A 17,343-nucleotide genomic window follows, 5' to 3' on the forward strand; every position below is an offset into this window, starting at 1 on the left:
TCTTCAGTCAGTGGCCCCTGCCCCATCAGCGCTGTTCGATGGGCACGAATGTGCGCTGTTCGACGCCGATGTATTCGGCGCTCGGTCGGATGATGCGGTTGTTGGCGCGCTGTTCGAACACGTGGGAGGCCCAGCCGGTCAGGCGCGAGCAGACGAAGATCGGGGTGAACAGCTTGGTCGGGATGCCCATGAAGTGGTACGCCGAGGCGTGATAGAAGTCGGCGTTGGGGAACAGCTTCTTCTGCTCCCACATGGTCTTGTCGATGGCTTCGGAGACCGGGAACAACACCGTGTCGCCCACCTCCTCCGCGAGCTTTTTCGACCAGCCCTTGATCACCTCGTTACGCGGGTCGTTGTCCTTATAGATCGCGTGACCGAAGCCCATGATCTTGTCCTTGCGTTCGAGCATCGCCAAGGTGCCCTGGGTGGCTTCTTCGGCGGACGAGAACTTCTGGATCATCTCCATCGCCGCTTCATTGGCGCCGCCGTGCAAAGGCCCGCGCAACGTGCCAATGGACGCCGTGATGCAGGAAAAAAGATCGGACAGGGTCGATGCGCAGACCCGGGCGGTGAAGGTCGAGGCGTTGAATTCGTGCTCGGCGTAAAGAATCAGCGACACGTCCATGACCTTGCGGTGCAATTCGCTCGGCGCCTTGTCCAGCAACAGCTTCAGGAAGTGCCCGGCGATGGACACCTCATCGGTAACGCAGTCGATGCGCTTGCCGTCATGGCTGAAGCGGTACCAGTAGCACATGATCGCCGGGAACGCGGCGAGCAGCCGGTCGGTGGAATCGAGCTGGTCGGCGAAGCTTGCTTCGGGCTCGAGGTTGCCGAGCATCGAGCAACCGGTGCGCATCACGTCCATGGGGTGGGTGTCGGCGGGGATGCGCTCAAGCACTTCTTTCAGCGCCTGGGGCAGGTCACGCAGGCCCTGGAGTTTCTTCAGGTAACCGTCGAGCTGCGGCTGGGTTGGCAGTTCGCCGTACAGCAGCAGGTACGCGACTTCTTCGAATCGGGCGTCGGCGGCGAGTTCACGCACGTCATAGCCGCGGTAGGTCAATCCGGCGCCGGCCTGGCCGACGGTGGACAACGCGGTCTGTCCGGCCACCTGGCCTCGCAGGCCTGCGCCGCTCAATACTTTTGCTTCAGCCATTGCTGTCTCCAGTCTTGTAGTTGTGTGGGAATCGGCAATTCATTTGCGGCTTTTCTACGATTTCTTCTGCGCAAACAGGGCATCGAGCTTCTGCTCGAATGCGTGATAGTCGATGCGCTCGTACAACTCCATACGCGTCTGCATGGTGTCGACGACGTTCTTCTGGGTGCCGTCGCGACGAATCGCGGTGTAGACGTTTTCCGCCGCCTTGTTCATCGCCCGGAACGCCGACAGCGGGTACAGCACCAGCGCCACTTCAGCGGACTTCAGCTCGTCGGTGGTGAACAGCGGCGTCGAGCCGAATTCGGTGATATTGGCGAGGATCGGCGCCTTCACCCGTGACGCAAACAGCTTGTACATCTCAAGCTCGGTGATCGCTTCCGGGAAGACCATGTCGGCGCCCGCTTCGATGCACGCAGCGGCGCGGTCCAGAGCAGACTCTAGCCCTTCCACCGCCAGCGCATCGGTGCGCGCCATGATCACGAAACTGTCGTCGGTTCGCGCATCAACCGCCGCCTTGATGCGGTCGACCATCTCCTGCTGCGAGACGATTTCCTTGCCGGGCCGGTGACCGCAGCGCTTGGCGCCGACCTGATCTTCAATGTGCATCGCCGCCGCGCCGAACTTGATCATCGACTTCACCGTGCGCGCCACGTTGAACGCCGAGGCACCGAAGCCGGTGTCGACGTCCACCAACAGCGGCAGGTCGCAGACGTCGGTGATGCGGCGCACGTCGGTGAGCACATCGTCCAGACCGGTAATGCCGAGGTCCGGCACGCCCAGGGAACCCGCCGCAACACCGCCGCCGGACAGGTAAATGGCCTTGAAGCCGGCCCGTTGCGCCAGCAGCGCGTGGTTGGCGTTGATCGTGCCGACCACTTGCAGCGGATGCTCGCTGGCAACGGCGTCACGGAAGCGTTGGCCGGGAGTGGTTCTTGTGGTTCTTGTGGTCATTGTTCACCTCGGGCAGTGGCAGCGTGGAAGTGCTGCTCAATATTGCGTTTGGATGCGGCAATGTGGCGGCGCATCAACAGCTCGGCCAGCTCGCCGTCACGGTCGGCGATGGCGTCGAGAATACGGTGGTGCTCGGCGAACGCCTGGCGCGGGCGGTTGGGCGTTGTCGAGAACTGAATGCGGTACATGCGCACCAGTTGATAGAGGTCATCGCAGAGCATCTGGGTCAGCGTGCTGTTGCGCGCGCCCTGGATGATCCGGTAATGAAAGTCGAAATCGCCTTCCTGCTGGTAATAGCCGACGCCGGCCTGGAAGGCGCTGTCGCATTCGTGGGTTTCCAGCACGCGGCGCAAGTCGTCGACTTCTTCAACCGTCATGCGCTCGGCAGCGAGTCGACAGGCCATGCCTTCGAGGGATTCGCGGATTTCGTACAGCTCGACCAGTTCGGCATGGCTCAGCGAGACCACGCGAGCGCCGACGTGGGGCACGCGGACCAACAGGCGCTGGCCTTCGAGCCGGTGAATGGCCTCGCGCAACGGCCCTCGGCTGATGCCGTAAGTGCGCGCCAGTTCGGGCTCGGAGATCTTGCTGCCGGGGGCGATATCGCCCTTGACGATAGCCGCCTGAATACGGCGGAACACGTTCTCGGACAGGGTCTCGGCATCCACCGGAGAGGCAGGCAGAATTTCTGCGGCATCCAAAATTGTTGACACCTGCTGATTGAATGCCCGCAAATCTAGCGAAAGATGCCAGATTCGTCAAAGCAAAACGATCGATTGTCGACAATCATCTAATAGCGACACATTTTGACGAAAAGTCCGACAGCCCGTATCCGCGCCGCCCTTCGCTGGTGCCATAAAAGCTTCATGCTAGAATGCCGGCCGCCTCAGAACGCCCACGCGGGCAGCAGGCGGCTTTCGCAGGAGCGGCACCCTTGGTCAAACCAAAACCACTTTTCGACGTCAAAGCAGCTTCTTCACTTTTCATCGCGCCTGGACTTATGAGCCGCCACCCTCTTCTCTTCCTCTTATCGCTGTACCTGCCAGGCGTCTTTCTGCCCGGTTTTTTTCTCCCCGGCCTGGCCCTGGCCGCTGAAAAGACGGTGTATGGCCTGAACGAATATGCCGAGCTGGCCGACATCGACCTGCAGGTCGCGGCCAAACTGGACACCGGCGCCAAAACCGCCTCCCTGAGCGCCCGCGACATCAAGCGCTTCAAGCGCAATGGCGATTCCTGGGTGCGTTTTTACCTGGCCATCGACGACGCCCACGAACACCCCATCGAACGCCCCCTTGCCCGGGTCAGCAAAATCAAGCGCCGCGCAGGTGACATCGACGTCGATGACGACAAGAAATACACCGCACGCCCGGTCATCAGCCTGGATGTCTGCATGGGCGAGGCGCTGCGCACCATAGAAGTGAACTTGACCGACCGCAGCGCATTCCAATACCCGCTTTTGATTGGCTCCGAAGCCCTCAAGCACTTCGATGCGCTGGTCGATCCAAGCCTGAAATACGCAGCGGGCAAGCCTGCCTGCGTCAATGCTCCAACCGCAGAGTAACGACATGCGCTCTCTTACCCTCCATCTGAAGATCCTGATCGCGACCCTCGTCACGCTGGGCATCGCGATCACGGCTTATCAGATATTGGTACTCGGCATTCCGGTGACCGAAGATGAAACCGACGACCTGTGGAACATCGACGCCAAGGTCGAGTTCGTCGCCAACCCCAAGGACACGGTCAAGGTGCAGATGTACGTGCCGCCGCTGTCCCGCGATTACATCAGCCTCAATGAAAGCTTCATCTCCAACAACTATGGCGTGAACGTCAACCGCGCCGACGGCAACCGCAAGGTCACCTGGTCCGCGCGCCGGGCCACCGGCAATCAGACGCTGTACTACCGACTGGTATTGACCAAGCGCTACAGCGGCGAGAAAGCCAAGATCAAGGGGCCGATCTTCCGCGACAGCATCGTCGTCGAAGGGCCGGAAAAAATCGCTGCCGACGCCCTGCTTGCGCCCATCCGGCAGCACTCCGCCGACGTCGAAACCTTCGTCAGCGAAGCCATCAAGCGGGTCAACAATCTGAGCGACGACAACGTCAAGCTGCTGCTGGCCGGCGATACCTCGGTGGCGAACAAGGCGCGCATCACCGAAACCCTTTTGTCCATCGCCCACGTGCCGGTGGAGAAAGCCCACACCATCCGTTTGGTCGCCGATCAGCCGCAGTCGCCGGAACTGTGGCTGCGCAGCTTCAATGGCAAGGACTGGCTGTATTTCAACCCGGAAACCGGTGAAGCGGGCCTGCCCCAGGACCGCCTGCTGTGGTGGATCGGCAATGACAACCTGATCTCCGTCGAGGGTGGCAAGAAGGCCACGGTCAACTTCAGTCTGAACAACAGCGAGATGAACGCGATTCGTCTGGCCAAGCTGACCGACGAAAGCACCGACGCCGACTTCCTCGAGTACTCGCTCTACAGCTTGCCGCTGCAAACCCAGCAGACCTTCATGATCATGGTGATGATCCCGATCGGCGTGCTGGTGATCCTGATCCTGCGCAACCTCGTAGGCCTGCAAACCCTGGGCACCTTCACCCCGGTGCTGATCGCGCTGGCGTTCCGCGAGACCCAACTGGGCTTTGGCATCGTGTTATTCACCATCATCACGGCGCTGGGCCTGTCCCTGCGCTCGTACCTGGAACACCTCAAGCTGCAAATGCTGCCGAGGCTGTCGGTGGTGCTGACCTTCGTGGTGGTGTTGATTGCCGCCATCAGCCTGTTCAGCCACAAGCTGGGGCTTGAGCGCGGGCTGTCGGTGGCGCTGTTCCCGATGGTGATTCTGACCATGACCATCGAGCGCCTGTCGATCACCTGGGAAGAGCGCGGCGGCGGGCACGCGATGAAAGTCGCCATCGGCACGCTGTTCGCGGCGTCTCTGGCGCACATCATCATGAGCATTCCGGAGTTCATCTACTTCGTGTTTACGTTCCCGGCGATCCTCCTGATTCTGGTGGGCTTCATGCTGGCGATGGGGCGTTATCGCGGTTATCGGCTGACCGAGCTGATCCGCTTCAAGGCCTTCCTCAAGGAAGATGCCGAGCGGGAACACCATCAATGATCGGCTGGTGGAAAACCTGGAAGGCACTGGAAGCCAAGGGGATCATGGGCATCAACCGGCGTAACGCCGACTACGTGCTCAAGTACAACAAGCGCAGCCTCTACCCGATCGTCGATGACAAGATCATCACCAAGGAGCGGGCCATCGCGGCGGGCATTCATGTGCCCGAGTTGTACGGGATCATTTCCACCGAAAAGGAAATCGACAAGCTTGACGGGATCATCGGCGGGCGCAGTGACTTTGTCATCAAGCCAGCCAAAGGCGCGGGTGGCGACGGCATTCTGGTCATCGCCGACCGTTTCGAGGAGCGCTTCCGCACGGTGTCCGGGCGCATCATCAGCCACGACGAAATCGAGCACCAGATTTCCAGCATCCTCACCGGGCTGTATTCCTTGGGCGGCCATCGCGACCGCGCGCTGATCGAATACCGGGTCACGCCCGATCAGATTTTCAAGAGCATCAGTTACGAAGGCGTTCCGGACATCCGCGTGATCGTTCTGATGGGCTATCCGGTGATGGCCATGCTGCGGCTGCCGACCCGACAGTCCGGCGGCAAGGCCAACCTGCACCAGGGCGCCATCGGTGTCGGCGTCGATCTGGCGACCGGCCTGACGCTGCGCGGCACCTGGCTGAACAACATCATCAGCAAGCACCCCGACACCACCAACGCGGTGGATGGCGTGCAACTGCCGAACTGGGACGGTTTCATGAAGCTCGCGGCCGAGTGCTACGAGCTGTGCGGGCTGGGTTATATCGGCGTCGACATGGTGCTGGACCAGGATCGCGGGCCGTTGATTCTGGAGTTGAATGCCCGGCCGGGGCTGAACATCCAGATCGCCAACGATTGCGGGCTGACTCACCGGACCGTGGCGGTGGAGAAACGGCTCGAGGAACTGGCGGCGGAAGGTGTTCAGGAGAGTCCGGAAGAGCGGGTCAAGTTTGCTCAGGGGTTGTTTGGGCACGTTTGAATTTTGTCGATAGATCGGGCTGATCGGTGTTCACCGATAAACTGATGGCGATCACACCGGCCTCTTCCCGGCTGAAGCCGGTCCCACTAAATACCGCGTGCCGTCAGTGGGACCGGCTGAAACTCGGACTGTGGGACCGGCTTTAGCCGGGAAGACGTCACGTGCCACGCCGCACATCTGATGGCGTTCACACCGGCCTCTTCCCGGCTGAAGCCGGTCCCACTAAATACCGTGTGCCGTCAATGTGACCGGCTGAAACTCGGACTGTGGGACCGGCTTTAGCCGGGAAGACGTCAGGCGTCACACCGCAAAACTCAAGCCGAAACTCGCCACCCATAAACCCCCTGCTAAATGAAGATTCACCCCATGCGGCATTGCGTCCCTAGAGAAGCCTTGCCTATCGCTGTATAGTTTTTTACATACCGAAACAATGAGTAACAGATGTCTCCTGCCAAGCTGTATTCCCCTCTGTTTCTCAGCCTGTTGGCGTTGATCGTGACAGCCGCCTGCGCGCTGTTATTGGGCCGCTATCAAATTTCAATCCACGATCTCTGCTCGTTCGTTGCGACGATGCTGGGCCTCAGCGACATGCCCACTCAGCGCTACGACCTGCTCCACACCTTGATCATCGAGGCGCGCCTGCCCCGGGTGATCGCGGCGATACTCGTGGGCGCCGGGCTATCGGTCTCAGGCGCGGCGTATCAGGGCGTGTTCCGCAATCCGCTGGTGTCGCCGGGCCTGCTGGGCGTGTTGAGCGGCTGTGCGTTCGGTGCTGCGCTGGGAATCATCTGGCACCTGCCGCCTCTGGCCATTGCGCTGGTGGCGTGCGTGACCGGGCTCATCGCCGTAGCGGTTGGTCTGGGCATCGCGCACATGTTTCAGACCCCCTCGATCCTGCTGTTGGTGCTCGGCGGCATTGTCGCGAACGCCCTCTTCACTTCCTTGCTGTCCATTGCTCAATACATGGCCGATCCGCTGGATCAGTTGCCGAGCATCGTCTATTGGCTGCTCGGCAGCCTCAGTGCCGTGGACGTGCAGGCGCTGTGGATCATCGGCCCGATTCTGGCCGTGGCCATCGTGATGCTGTGCCTGACCGGCCGCGCCATCGACGCGCTGTCACTGAGTGATGACGAAGCCCTGAGCCTGGGCGTGCCGGTCGAGCAGATTCGTGGCAGCCTGATTGTCCTCACCACGCTGATCTGCGCGCTCACGGTGAGTCTGGCCGGGATGGTCGGCTGGATCGGCCTGTTAATTCCGCACCTGGCGCGGTTGCTGGTCGGCCCCGGCAATACGCGCCTGCTCCCCCTCAGCGCCTGCCTGGGCGGGATCTTCCTGCTGGGGGCCGACGGCATCGCTCGCAGCGTGTCGGCGGGAGAAATCCCCCTCGGCATCATTACCGAGTTGTTCGGCGCGATCGCCTTTGTGCTGGTGCTGCATCGCGTGCGCAAGGGTTGGCTATGAAGCGCTTGCAGGCCCGCGGACTGACCTATCGGATCGGCGAGCGCTTGATCCTCGATAACGTCTCGATGGACATTGCCGCCGGCGACAACATTGCCCTGCTGGGGGCCAACGGTGCCGGAAAAAGCACGTTGATGAGGCTGCTGCTGGGGTTGCTGACGCCGCACTCCGGCGAGGTGCTGATCGACGGCCAACCGATGCGCTTAATGAAACGTCGCGCCGTGGCCCGGCAGATTGCCTACGTGCCGCAGAGCCACGTCCCGAGCTTTCCGTTCAGCGTCGCCCACATCGTCGGGCAGGGGCGATTGCCCACTGTGGGTCTGGGCCATGCGCCGAGCCGCGACGACAAGGCCTCTGTGCAGCAGGCCCTGAACGACCTGGGCATTCATCACTTGAGTGAACGGCCGTACACCGAACTGTCCGGTGGCGAGCGCCAGTTGGTGCTGATCGCCCGGGCCATGGTTCAGCGCGCCAATATCATCATTCTCGACGAGCCGGTCACCGGTCTCGATTACGGCCATCAGTTGCGCCTGCTGGCCTTGCTCAAGCGCCTTGCCGCTCAGGGCATCAGCATTCTCTCCAGCACCCATCGCCCTGAACATGCCCTTGCCTCGGCCAATCGCGTGCTGGTGCTGCACGACGGCCGACTCATCGCCGACGGATCCCCCCACGACGTCATCGACAGCGCCCTGATGGCGCGTCTTTACCAGATCGCCGTGGAGCAGATCGACACCAACGGCCACCGCTTTTTTATTCCTTCCTGAGTGTTTACATGACCCGATCCTTCTCATCGCGCCTGGCGTTCGCGCCGCTTTTGTTTGGCGGCTTCGCCCAGGTCAGTCTGGCGCAGGAAATGACCCTGGCACCGCTGGACATCAGCGCCGAACAGTCGATTGCCGATCAGGCGCGGGAGAAGTCGGCGACCCTCGGCCCCATGGGTGAGCGCAGGCTGCTGGACACGCCCTACTCCATCAGCGTGCTGTCCTCCGACCTGATCGACAGCCAGCAGCTGAAAAGCTTCAAGGACATCATTCGCTACATGCCCTCCGTGCAGGCCGACGGCGCCCGGCCGCAAACCCGGGGCCTGCAGGGCAGCGTGGTGCAGAACAGCCGGCTGGACGGCCTCAACGTGGTCTCGACCACCGATTACCCGGCCGAGCAACTGGGCGGCGTCGAGGTGCTGAGCGGGCTGTCGGGGTCGCTGTATGGCCCGGCGAATCCGGCCGGCACCTTCAACCTGCTGTCGAAACGCCCGACGGATTTCACCCGCAATCGGGTGACGGTCGGCGTGGGCACCGGTCTGACCTGGCTCAAGGCCGCCGACCTGAGCGGCCCGTTCGACCCGGACGGCAAGATCAAATACCGCCTGAACGTCGCCGACGAGCAAGGCCACAGTTATGCCCCGGGCAGCACGTTGCGCCGGCAGCTGGTCAGCCTCGCCACGGATTTTCAGATCAGTGACGACAGCGTCATCGAAACCAACTTCAGCCACTACAGCTATCTATCCAAGGGACTGCCCGGCAAGTTCGCCGTCGCCTCGGGCGTCACGCTGCCCCACGCGCCGGACCCGACCCGCAGCAACCTCGGGCAGCATTATTCCGGCGACAACAACACCACGGACACCGCCAGCGCGCATTTCAAGCACGACTTCGACGGCAACTGGAAACTCGACATTGGCGCACTGCGGCAGATCGCCGACCGCGAATCCACCGCGGTCACCAACACACTGATCAACAATGCCGGGACGTATCGCAGCTCGGTGACCAGCGCCACTGCAAGCCGCTTCACCATCAACAGCTATCTGGCCAACCTCAATGGCAGCGTCTACACCGGCGGCATTCGCCACGACCTGACCGTCGGCGTCACCGGTTTTGACTGGGACAACTACAACCCCGTGGCGGGCGGAACGACAATCTTGGGCAGCGCGTCATTGAGCAACCCGGTCGCCTTCGACGAGCCGGACTTCCCCGACTTCACAGACCGATACCACTCGGCCAACGCCCGCCAACGCTCGTTCGTGCTGGGCGACACCCTGACGTTCACACCGAAATGGAGCCTGATGCTCAGCGGCAGCCAGAGCCGCCTGACCGCCGACAATTATTCCCAGGCGGGTGTCCACGCCTCATCGCAGGATTCGGGGATCAGCACCGCAAGCAGCGTGATGTACAAACCGGTGGACGACCTGACGCTGTACCTGACCTACGCCGACAGCCTGCAGCAGGGCGACAGTGCGGCGGCCGGCAGCAACAACGCCGGGGCGATCCTCTCGCCGTATCGCAGCCGCATGTGGGAGCTGGGCGGCAAATGGGTCGCGCGCGGGGTCAACCTTTCGCTGGCGGCGTTTCAGATCAAACGTCCCTTTGCCTACACCCAGCCCGATAACGTCTATGCCGTGGCGGGTGATCAGCGCAATCGCGGGGTGGAATTCCTCGCCGACGGTGACCTGACTCAAAATCTCAAGATGTTCGGCGGCATCACCTGGCTGGACCCGAAGCTGCTGTCCACCGGCAACGACAGCACGGAAGACACCCGGATCGTTGGGCTATCACGGATGACCGCCAGTCTGCTGACCGAATACCGCATCGACCAGGTGCCGGGCCTCGCCGTCAACCTCAACGCCCGTTACGCCAGCGCTCGCCCCACCGACGACAGCAACGATCACTGGGTGGGCAGCTACACAACCTTCGACACCGGCGCCAGCTACAGCACCCGGTTGATGAAACGCGACACGGTCTACCGCCTCGAAGTCACCAACCTGGCCAACGAACGCTACTGGACCAACATCGTCCCCGGCGGGCTGAATGGCTACACCGGCGCCGGGCAAGCCAGCGCCACCCCGGCCGCGCCGCGCATGGTGCAGGCGTCGATTCAGGTGGACCTGTGAGCAAGGGGCGGGGCGGCGTGCGCGGTTTGTTGAGCGTCGTGATGCTCGTAAGTCTGAGTGTCAGCGCCTTCGCTGCCCCGAACGATGCCGGCCAGAACAGTCAGGCCAGCCCGCTAAAACCCGGACAGGTGCAGGACGATGGCGGCCAACGGGTCAGCATTCCCACCGAACCCGCGCGCATCGCTGACGCCTGGTATGCCCATCACGTGCTGCTGATGACGCTGGGCGCCGGTTCGCGCATTGTTGCAACGGTCAACCATCCCGCAAGCCAGCCGTGGATGTTCAAGGTCCTTCCGTCGCTCAACCAGGCCACGGCCATCCAAGGCACGGCGTTCAATGCCGAGACCTTGCTCGCCGGGCACGTCGATCTGGTGTTCACACACCTCGGTGATCGGCAGGCCATCGCCTACCGACAGCTCGGCCTGCCGGTCATGCAGATGGGCTACACCGACCTGGCCGGGCTGAAACGCTCGATGCTCAACACCGCCAAGGCCCTCGGCGGTGCGGAACCCACTGCGCGCGCCCTCGCCTACAACGGGTTTCTGGATCAGCAGCTGGCGGTAGTCAATCGCGTGCTGGCGGGTATCCCGACTGAGCAGCGGCCAAAAGTGCTGCACATCGCGTCGGTCAATCCGTTGAAGGTGGACGGCGCCGATACGCTGATCGACGACTGGATCGAGATCGCCGGAGGCCGCAATGCCGCGACGGGGCTCAAAGGCAATATGCAGATTGTCTCGGCTGAGCAGTTGCTGGCGTGGCAGCCGGATGTGCTGATCCTCGCGGCGGCCGCGGGTGATTTGAATCAGGCAGCGCAACCGCAGTTGCTGAACCAGCTTGATGCCGTGCGCAACGGGCGCGTCCTGCGCAACCCGGCCGGGGTGTTCCCGTGGGACCGTTACGGCACCGAAGTGGCGCTTCAGCTGGCGTGGGCGGCGCAGCAGTTGCATCCGGCGTTGTTTGCGGACGTGGACATGGCGGCGCAGACGATTGACTTCTACCGACGCTTTTTCGATTACGCACTGACGCCCGAGGATGCTCAGCGGATTTTGCACGGTGAGCCGCCGGCGACTGCGCCTTCCCCCTAGGACTCGACCCTGCGGAAGACTACAATCGCCGTCCTCGCGCACTGACTGATCCACGCCTCGCATGCCAACTTGCTCCCTACACCCGCTGCCCTATCACGCCGACCCCAGCGGCTACTTCGCCCGCGTGCGCCTTGCCCCGGGTGCCGTGCTGCTGGACAGCGGTCGCCCGACCGCGGACCGGGGCCGCTTCGATCTGCTCAGCGCCTGGCCGCTGGAAACCCCGCAGCCGGTGGCGGACGAATCCGGCCCGGCCTTTCTTCATCGCCTGCGTGAATCACTGGCCCGCCTCGGCGAAGCCGACCTGCCCGAACACTGCGCGCTGCCGTTCGCCGGTGGATTGATCGGCTATCTGGCGTATGACTTCGGCCGCCTGTTCGAACCGCTGCCCGATCAGGCCATTGACGACTTGCACCTGCCCTCCGCGCGGTTGGGTCTCTACCCCTGGGCGCTGGTCACCGATCACCACGAGCACACCAGCCAGTTGGTGTTTCATCCTGCCCTTGATCAGGCCGAACGCCAGCGCCTGATCGCGCTGTTCGAGCAACCGGTGGCGAAACGGGATGCATCATTTGAACTGACCGCGTCCTTCGCGCCGGACATCGATGCCGAGCAGTACCGACAGGCCATCGAGCGGATTCACGCCTACATCCAGGCCGGTGACTGCTATCAGGTCAACTTCGCCCAACGTTTTCGCGCGCAGTACCTCGGTGATCCATGGGCGGCGTATCAGGCGCTGCGGGTGGCCTGTCCCACGCCGTTCGCCGGGTATCTGGCCCTGCCGGAGGGCGATGCGGTGTTGAGCCTGTCGCCGGAGCGGTTCGTCAAAGTCAGTCAGCGTCAGGTCGAGACCCGGCCGATCAAAGGCACGCGGCCGCGCGGGCGGGATGCCGATGAGGACGTGGCGTTTGCTCAAGAGCTGCTAACGAGTGCGAAAGACCGCGCCGAGAACCTGATGATCGTCGACTTGCTGCGCAACGACTTGGGGCGGACCTGCCGCATCGGTTCGGTGAAAGTGCCGGAGCTGTTCAGCCTGGAGAGCTATCCCAACGTGCATCACCTGGTCAGCGCGGTGACGGGAGAATTGGCCGACGGCAAGGACGCGCTGGACCTGATTGGCGGCAGCTTTCCCGGCGGCTCGATCACGGGCGCGCCGAAGATCCGCGCGATGCAGATCATTGACGAACTGGAGCCGACTCGCCGGGCGTTGTATTGCGGCTCGTTGCTGTACCTGGACGTGCGCGGCGAGATGGACAGCTCCATCGCGATCCGTAGCCTGCTGGCGAAAGACGGCCAGATGGCGTGCTGGGGCGGCGGCGGGATCGTCGCTGATTCGCAGTGGGAGGCGGAATATCAGGAGACCTTCACCAAAGTGCGGGTGTTGATGGAGACGCTTGAGGGGTTGTGAGCGGGGCGGCGGGTGCGGATGGACCGACTCTCGATTGCGCAGATACCGCGCCGTTGGGCGGCGAACACGGTCCATGTGGGAGTGAGCTTGCTCACGAAGAAGTCGGTACATCCGCTAAATTTTTACCGGCAGGAATGCAGTCTTCGCGAGCAAGCTCGCTCCCACAGGACCGTGGGTTGCCTCAGGATTTCGGCCGGTTCATTGGACTTGTGGGAGTGAGCTTGCTCGCGAAGACGCCAACACAGCCAGCCACTTTCTCCGGGAAATGACAGTGAGCATTCGCGAGCAAGCTCGCTCCCACAGGACCGTGGGTCGCCTCAGGATTTCGGCCGGTTCATAGGACTTGTGGGAGTGAGCTTGCTCACGAAGACGCCAACATAGTCAGCCACTTTCTCCGGGAAATGACAGTAAGTATTCGCGAGCAAGCTCGCTCCTACAGGATCGTGGGTCGCCTCAGGATTCCGGCCCGTTCGTAGGACTTGTGGGAGTGAGCTTGCTCACGAAGACGCCAGCACAGCCAGCCACTTTCTCTGGGAATGACAGTAAGCATTCGCGAGCAAGCTCGCTCCCACAGGATCGTGGTTCGCCTCAGGATTCCGGCCGGTTCGTTGGACCTGTGGAAGTATCAGCGTCGGTCCCAACCCCACCCTCTGCACCCATTGCTCAGCACTCAGCTTCCAACCCAAAGCAATCCGGCGCTTTCAGCCAAAAGGCGCGATGTTTTTTGTTACCATCTGCGCCATTACGAGCGCCTAAGCGCCAGCCCTGATCAGGAAGCCGCCCAGATGAATCACCCTTTCGACGTTGACGACATCGCCACCACCTTCGCCAACAAATCCCCGTCCGACATCCTCAAATTTGCCTTTCAGCACTTCGGCGACGACCTGTGGATTTCCTTCAGTGGCGCGGAGGACGTGGTGCTGGTGGACATGGCCTGGAAAATCAACAAGAACGTCAAGGTGTTCAGCCTGGACACTGGCCGGCTGCACCCGGAGACCTATCGCTTCATCGATCAGGTTCGCGAGCAGTACAAAATCGACATCGACATCGTCAGCCCTGACCGCGAAAAGCTCGAGCCTATGGTCAAGGAAAAGGGCTTGTTCAGCTTTTACCGCGACGGTCATGGCGAGTGCTGCGGGATCCGCAAGATCGAGCCGTTGCGCCGCAAGCTGTCCGGCGTTACCTCCTGGGCCACCGGTCAGCGTCGCGACCAGAGCCCGAGCACGCGCAACAACGTGGCGGTGGTGGAAATCGACAGCGCGTTCTCGACCTCGGAGCGCACGCTGTACAAGTTCAACCCGCTGGCCCAGATGAGCAGCGCCGACGTGTGGAATTACATCCGCATGCTCGAACTGCCCTTCAACACCCTGCACGAGCGCGGCTTCATCAGCATCGGCTGCGAACCCTGCACGCGCCCTGTCCTGCCAAATCAGCACGAACGCGAAGGCCGCTGGTGGTGGGAAGAAGCGACGCAGAAGGAATGCGGGCTGCATGCCGGGAATATGATCGCGAAGTCCTGAGAGCAGATCGCAACGTTGTAGGAGTGAGCTTGCTCGCGATGACGGTCTGGCAGACGCCGTTCAGCGCCTGAATGGACGCATCGCGAGCAAGCTCACTCCTACAGGTCAGGCGCAAGGCGTGACCCGCAGGTCGGGCCTGTTAATGCTCGGGCAGTTCAACCCCGGCAAACAGCTCTTCCAGCTCCTGCTTGTTGTGGCATTGAATGGCTTTGGCCATGACGTCGCGGGTCAGGTGCGGGGCGAATTTCTCGATGAAATCGCACATGAAGCCGCGCAGAAAGGTGCCGCGGCGGAAGCCGATCTTGGTCACGCTGGCTTCGAACAGTTCGCTGGCGTCGAGCACCACCAGATCGCTGTCCAGCTTCGGGTCGACGGCCATTTTCGCGACGATGCCGACGCCTAATCCCAATCTCACGTAGGTCTTGATGACGTCAGCGTCGGCGGCGGTGAACACCACTTTCGGCGTCAGGCCACGGTGGCTGAATGCTTCGTCGAGTTTGGAACGGCCGGTGAAGCCGAACACGTAGGTCACGATGGGGTATTCGGCGAGAATTTCCAGGGTCAGCTTCGGCACCTTGGTCAGCGGATGGCCCTGAGGGACGACCACGCAGCGGTTCCAGGTGTAGCACGGCATCATCACCAGATCGCCGAACAGTTCCAGCGCTTCGGTGGCGATGGCGAAATCGACGGTGCCGTCGGCGGCCATTTCGGCGATCTGCATCGGTGAGCCCTGATGCATGTGCAGCGCGACGTCCGGGTACTGCTTGATGAAATTGCTGATCACCGGCGGCAACGCGTAACGGGCCTGGGTGTGGGTGGTGGCGATGGACAGCGTGCCCTTTTTCTCATTGGAGAATTCCTGGGCGATCTGCTTGATGCTCTCGACCTTGCGCAGGATCTCGCCGGCGGTGGTGATGATGCGCTCGCCTGCCGGGGTGACGCGGGTCAGGTGCTTGCCGCTGCGGGCGAAGACTTCGACGCCCAACTCGTCTTCCAGCAGGCGGATCTGCTTGCTGATACCTGGCTGCGAGGTGTAGAGGCTTTGCGCGGTCGCTGAAACGTTGAGGTCGTGGTGCGCCACTTCCCAGATGTAGCGCAATTGTTGAAGCTTCATATGTATCCCTCAAAGCCGGAAGACGCCACGGGCATCAGCGACGGTATATAACTGGATTATTGGTCAGGAAGGCAAAGCTAGAACTTTTTATCACTTTTATCCAGTAATGGCACGCAGCTTTTAACGCCCTTGGCACATTCCCGGAACGCGATCACGTTTGTGTACGACTTTGCAGCATCGGCACCATGTACACCGGCACGTCGGCCAGTTGCAGCACCCGCGCCGCCGTTCGGCCAATCGGCGTATCGCCCTCCCCACCGTGACTGCGACTGCCCACCACCAGCAGATCAATGCCGAGCAGGCGCGCCTGATCGAGTATCACATTGGATGGGTCGCCCTGGACCACACGAACGCTGCGAATCAGCGCCAGGTCCTCATGGCCCTCGCCCAGTTCCTCGCGAAAACTGGCCAGCACCCGCGCCTCAATGCCGTCGATGACCGTGTTGACGCCCTCGCTGTGCAGTTGTTTCAAGACGTCTGCCGCCAGATAGCTCTGCAGCACGGACTCGGCAAACACGCCCATCGGCTCCACCACATGCACAACGTGCAGCTCGGCGTCGAAGGTCCGCGCCAACACCAGCGCGTGCTGCAACACATACGGCGCATAAGCACCGAGGTCCGTGGCGTAGAGCATCGAACGGATCATGGGACCCCCGGCAGCCTGTGAAGTGAAGACTTCATCAGCGTAGCAGCGCGCTGCGCACTGCGACGGCCGACTGCTGCTTTTCGGTCTAACGCCTCAGGGTTTTAGCTCGTTGCTGATGCCGTGGGGCACGTGCCCGGTCGCGACCACCTCGCGGGCGCGCTCGCAGTGGCCCGGCTGATCGTCGAAGAACACGTCCGCGGCGAAGGCTTCGAGAAACGCCGATTTGTCCAGGCCGCCGAGAAACAGCGACTCATCCAGACGGATGTCCCACTCGCGCAGGGTACGAATCACCCGTTCATGAGCCGGAGCCGAGCGCGCGGTCACCAGCGCCGTGCGAATCGGACAGGACTCTTCGGGGAATTCACGCTGCAGGGCATTCAGTGCCGCGAGAAAGGGTTTGAATGGCCCGCCGGGCAATGGCCGTCGCGCCGCCTCGCGCTCGTTGGCCTGGAACGCCTCGAGCCCTCCGGACTGATACACGCGCTCGGACTCATCGGAGAACAGCACGGCGTCACCGTCGAAGGCGATGCGCAGTTCTGCACTGGCGGCACGACGTGCGCCACCGGAGAGGATGGTCGCCGCGGCGAACCCCGCGTCCAGCGCGCTGCGCACGTCATCGGCGTGGGTCGACAGGAACAGATGACTGCCGAAAGCGGCCAGATACGGAAACGGACTGCGGCCGCCGACGAACGCGGCGCGGGAAATATCGAGGCCGTAATGCTGAATCGAATTGAACACGCGCAAGCCGGTGTCGGCGCTGTTGCGCGAGACCAGCACCACTTCCACCCGGGACTGGTTCAAGCTGGCGTTCAGGCTGAGCAGTTTTTCCACCAGCCGGAACGCATCGCCGGGCTCGAGGATTTCGTCCTCGTGGTCGATCTGGTACTGACGGTAGGCAGCGACCCCATTGGCCATGTAAACGTCATGGCTTTCCCGCAGATCAAACAGCGCCCGCGAGGAAATCGCCAGCACCAGTTTGCTCCCCGGGGTTTTAATGTTCAGCTCAGTGCTCATCAGTCTTCCTTTAAGCAGCAGTTGGG

General features: G+C 62.1%; 15 protein-coding genes. 9 read left to right on the plus strand and 6 right to left on the minus strand.

The window, feature by feature from the left end; genetic code table 11:
• Positions 1–25: 25 nt before the first annotated feature.
• The 3 genes from prpC to IFT47_RS08175 are packed head-to-tail and all read right to left on the minus strand — an operon-like array spanning position 26 to position 2,811.
• Positions 26–1,153 (minus strand): bifunctional 2-methylcitrate synthase/citrate synthase, encoded by a 1,128-nt coding sequence (prpC, locus tag IFT47_RS08165; RefSeq protein ID WP_192172436.1) that lies wholly within the window; start codon positions 1,151–1,153, stop codon positions 26–28.
• 54 nt (positions 1,154–1,207) lie between these two features.
• Complete coding sequence (gene prpB / locus IFT47_RS08170; protein WP_192172435.1) at positions 1,208–2,107, minus strand: methylisocitrate lyase; 900 nt, start codon at positions 2,105–2,107, stop codon at positions 1,208–1,210.
• Positions 2,104–2,811, minus strand: a complete 708-nt coding sequence (locus tag IFT47_RS08175; protein WP_192172626.1) for a GntR family transcriptional regulator — start codon at positions 2,809–2,811, stop codon at positions 2,104–2,106. The genes prpB and IFT47_RS08175 overlap by 4 nt, the downstream gene beginning before the upstream one ends.
• Before the next feature lie 296 nt (positions 2,812–3,107).
• Here IFT47_RS08175 and rloA point away from each other — a divergent pair, with 296 nt between their 5' ends.
• The 9 genes from rloA to IFT47_RS08220 all read left to right on the plus strand — a co-directional run bounded on the left by rloA (position 3,108) and on the right by IFT47_RS08220 (position 14,543).
• Complete coding sequence (rloA, locus tag IFT47_RS08180; protein WP_192172434.1) at positions 3,108–3,668, plus strand: retropepsin-like aspartic peptidase RloA; 561 nt, start codon at positions 3,108–3,110, stop codon at positions 3,666–3,668.
• 4 nt (positions 3,669–3,672) lie between these two features.
• Positions 3,673–5,223 carry an osmotic stress tolerance membrane protein RloB gene (rloB, locus tag IFT47_RS08185; protein WP_192172433.1) on the plus strand — a complete coding sequence of 517 codons (1,551 nt, stop codon included), beginning with the start codon at positions 3,673–3,675 and terminating at the stop codon, positions 5,221–5,223.
• The gene (locus tag IFT47_RS08190; protein ID WP_192172625.1) at positions 5,223–6,191 is read left to right on the plus strand and encodes an alpha-L-glutamate ligase-like protein; all 969 of its coding nucleotides are present in this window, start codon (positions 5,223–5,225) and stop codon (positions 6,189–6,191) included. The genes rloB and IFT47_RS08190 overlap by 1 nt, the downstream gene beginning before the upstream one ends.
• 441 nt (positions 6,192–6,632) lie before the next feature.
• Positions 6,633–7,652 carry a FecCD family ABC transporter permease gene (locus IFT47_RS08195; RefSeq protein ID WP_192172432.1) on the plus strand — a complete coding sequence of 340 codons (1,020 nt, stop codon included), beginning with the start codon at positions 6,633–6,635 and terminating at the stop codon, positions 7,650–7,652.
• The gene (locus IFT47_RS08200; RefSeq protein WP_244655914.1) at positions 7,649–8,413 is read left to right on the plus strand and encodes an ABC transporter ATP-binding protein; all 765 of its coding nucleotides are present in this window, start codon (positions 7,649–7,651) and stop codon (positions 8,411–8,413) included. Before IFT47_RS08195 ends, IFT47_RS08200 begins: the two co-directional genes overlap by 4 nt.
• An 8-nt stretch (positions 8,414–8,421) precedes the next feature.
• Positions 8,422–10,533, plus strand: a complete 2,112-nt coding sequence (locus tag IFT47_RS08205; RefSeq protein WP_244655913.1) for a TonB-dependent receptor — start codon at positions 8,422–8,424, stop codon at positions 10,531–10,533.
• Complete coding sequence (locus IFT47_RS08210; RefSeq protein ID WP_342345369.1) at positions 10,530–11,618, plus strand: ABC transporter substrate-binding protein; 1,089 nt, start codon at positions 10,530–10,532, stop codon at positions 11,616–11,618. Before IFT47_RS08205 ends, IFT47_RS08210 begins: the two co-directional genes overlap by 4 nt.
• A gap of 61 nt (positions 11,619–11,679) precedes the next feature.
• Positions 11,680–13,023 (plus strand): aminodeoxychorismate synthase component I, encoded by a 1,344-nt coding sequence (gene pabB, locus IFT47_RS08215; protein WP_192172430.1) that lies wholly within the window; start codon positions 11,680–11,682, stop codon positions 13,021–13,023.
• 785 nt (positions 13,024–13,808) lie between these two features.
• The gene (locus IFT47_RS08220; RefSeq protein ID WP_192172429.1) at positions 13,809–14,543 is read left to right on the plus strand and encodes a phosphoadenylyl-sulfate reductase; all 735 of its coding nucleotides are present in this window, start codon (positions 13,809–13,811) and stop codon (positions 14,541–14,543) included.
• 139 nt (positions 14,544–14,682) lie between these two features.
• Here IFT47_RS08220 and cysB read toward each other — a convergent pair whose 3' ends face one another.
• The 3 genes from cysB to IFT47_RS08235 all read right to left on the minus strand — a co-directional run bounded on the left by cysB (position 14,683) and on the right by IFT47_RS08235 (position 17,317).
• Positions 14,683–15,657 carry an HTH-type transcriptional regulator CysB gene (gene cysB, locus IFT47_RS08225; RefSeq protein ID WP_122534560.1) on the minus strand — a complete coding sequence of 325 codons (975 nt, stop codon included), beginning with the start codon at positions 15,655–15,657 and terminating at the stop codon, positions 14,683–14,685.
• 151 nt (positions 15,658–15,808) lie between these two features.
• The gene (locus IFT47_RS08230) at positions 15,809–16,303 is read right to left on the minus strand and encodes a universal stress protein (protein ID WP_192172428.1); all 495 of its coding nucleotides are present in this window, start codon (positions 16,301–16,303) and stop codon (positions 15,809–15,811) included.
• A gap of 93 nt (positions 16,304–16,396) precedes the next feature.
• Positions 16,397–17,317 carry a 5'-nucleotidase gene (locus tag IFT47_RS08235; protein WP_192172427.1) on the minus strand — a complete coding sequence of 307 codons (921 nt, stop codon included), beginning with the start codon at positions 17,315–17,317 and terminating at the stop codon, positions 16,397–16,399.
• Positions 17,318–17,343: the final 26 nt, after the last annotated feature.

The sequence above is a fragment of the Pseudomonas sp. CFBP 13711 genome, from assembly GCF_014842265.1.
Taxonomy (GTDB): domain Bacteria; phylum Pseudomonadota; class Gammaproteobacteria; order Pseudomonadales; family Pseudomonadaceae; genus Aquipseudomonas.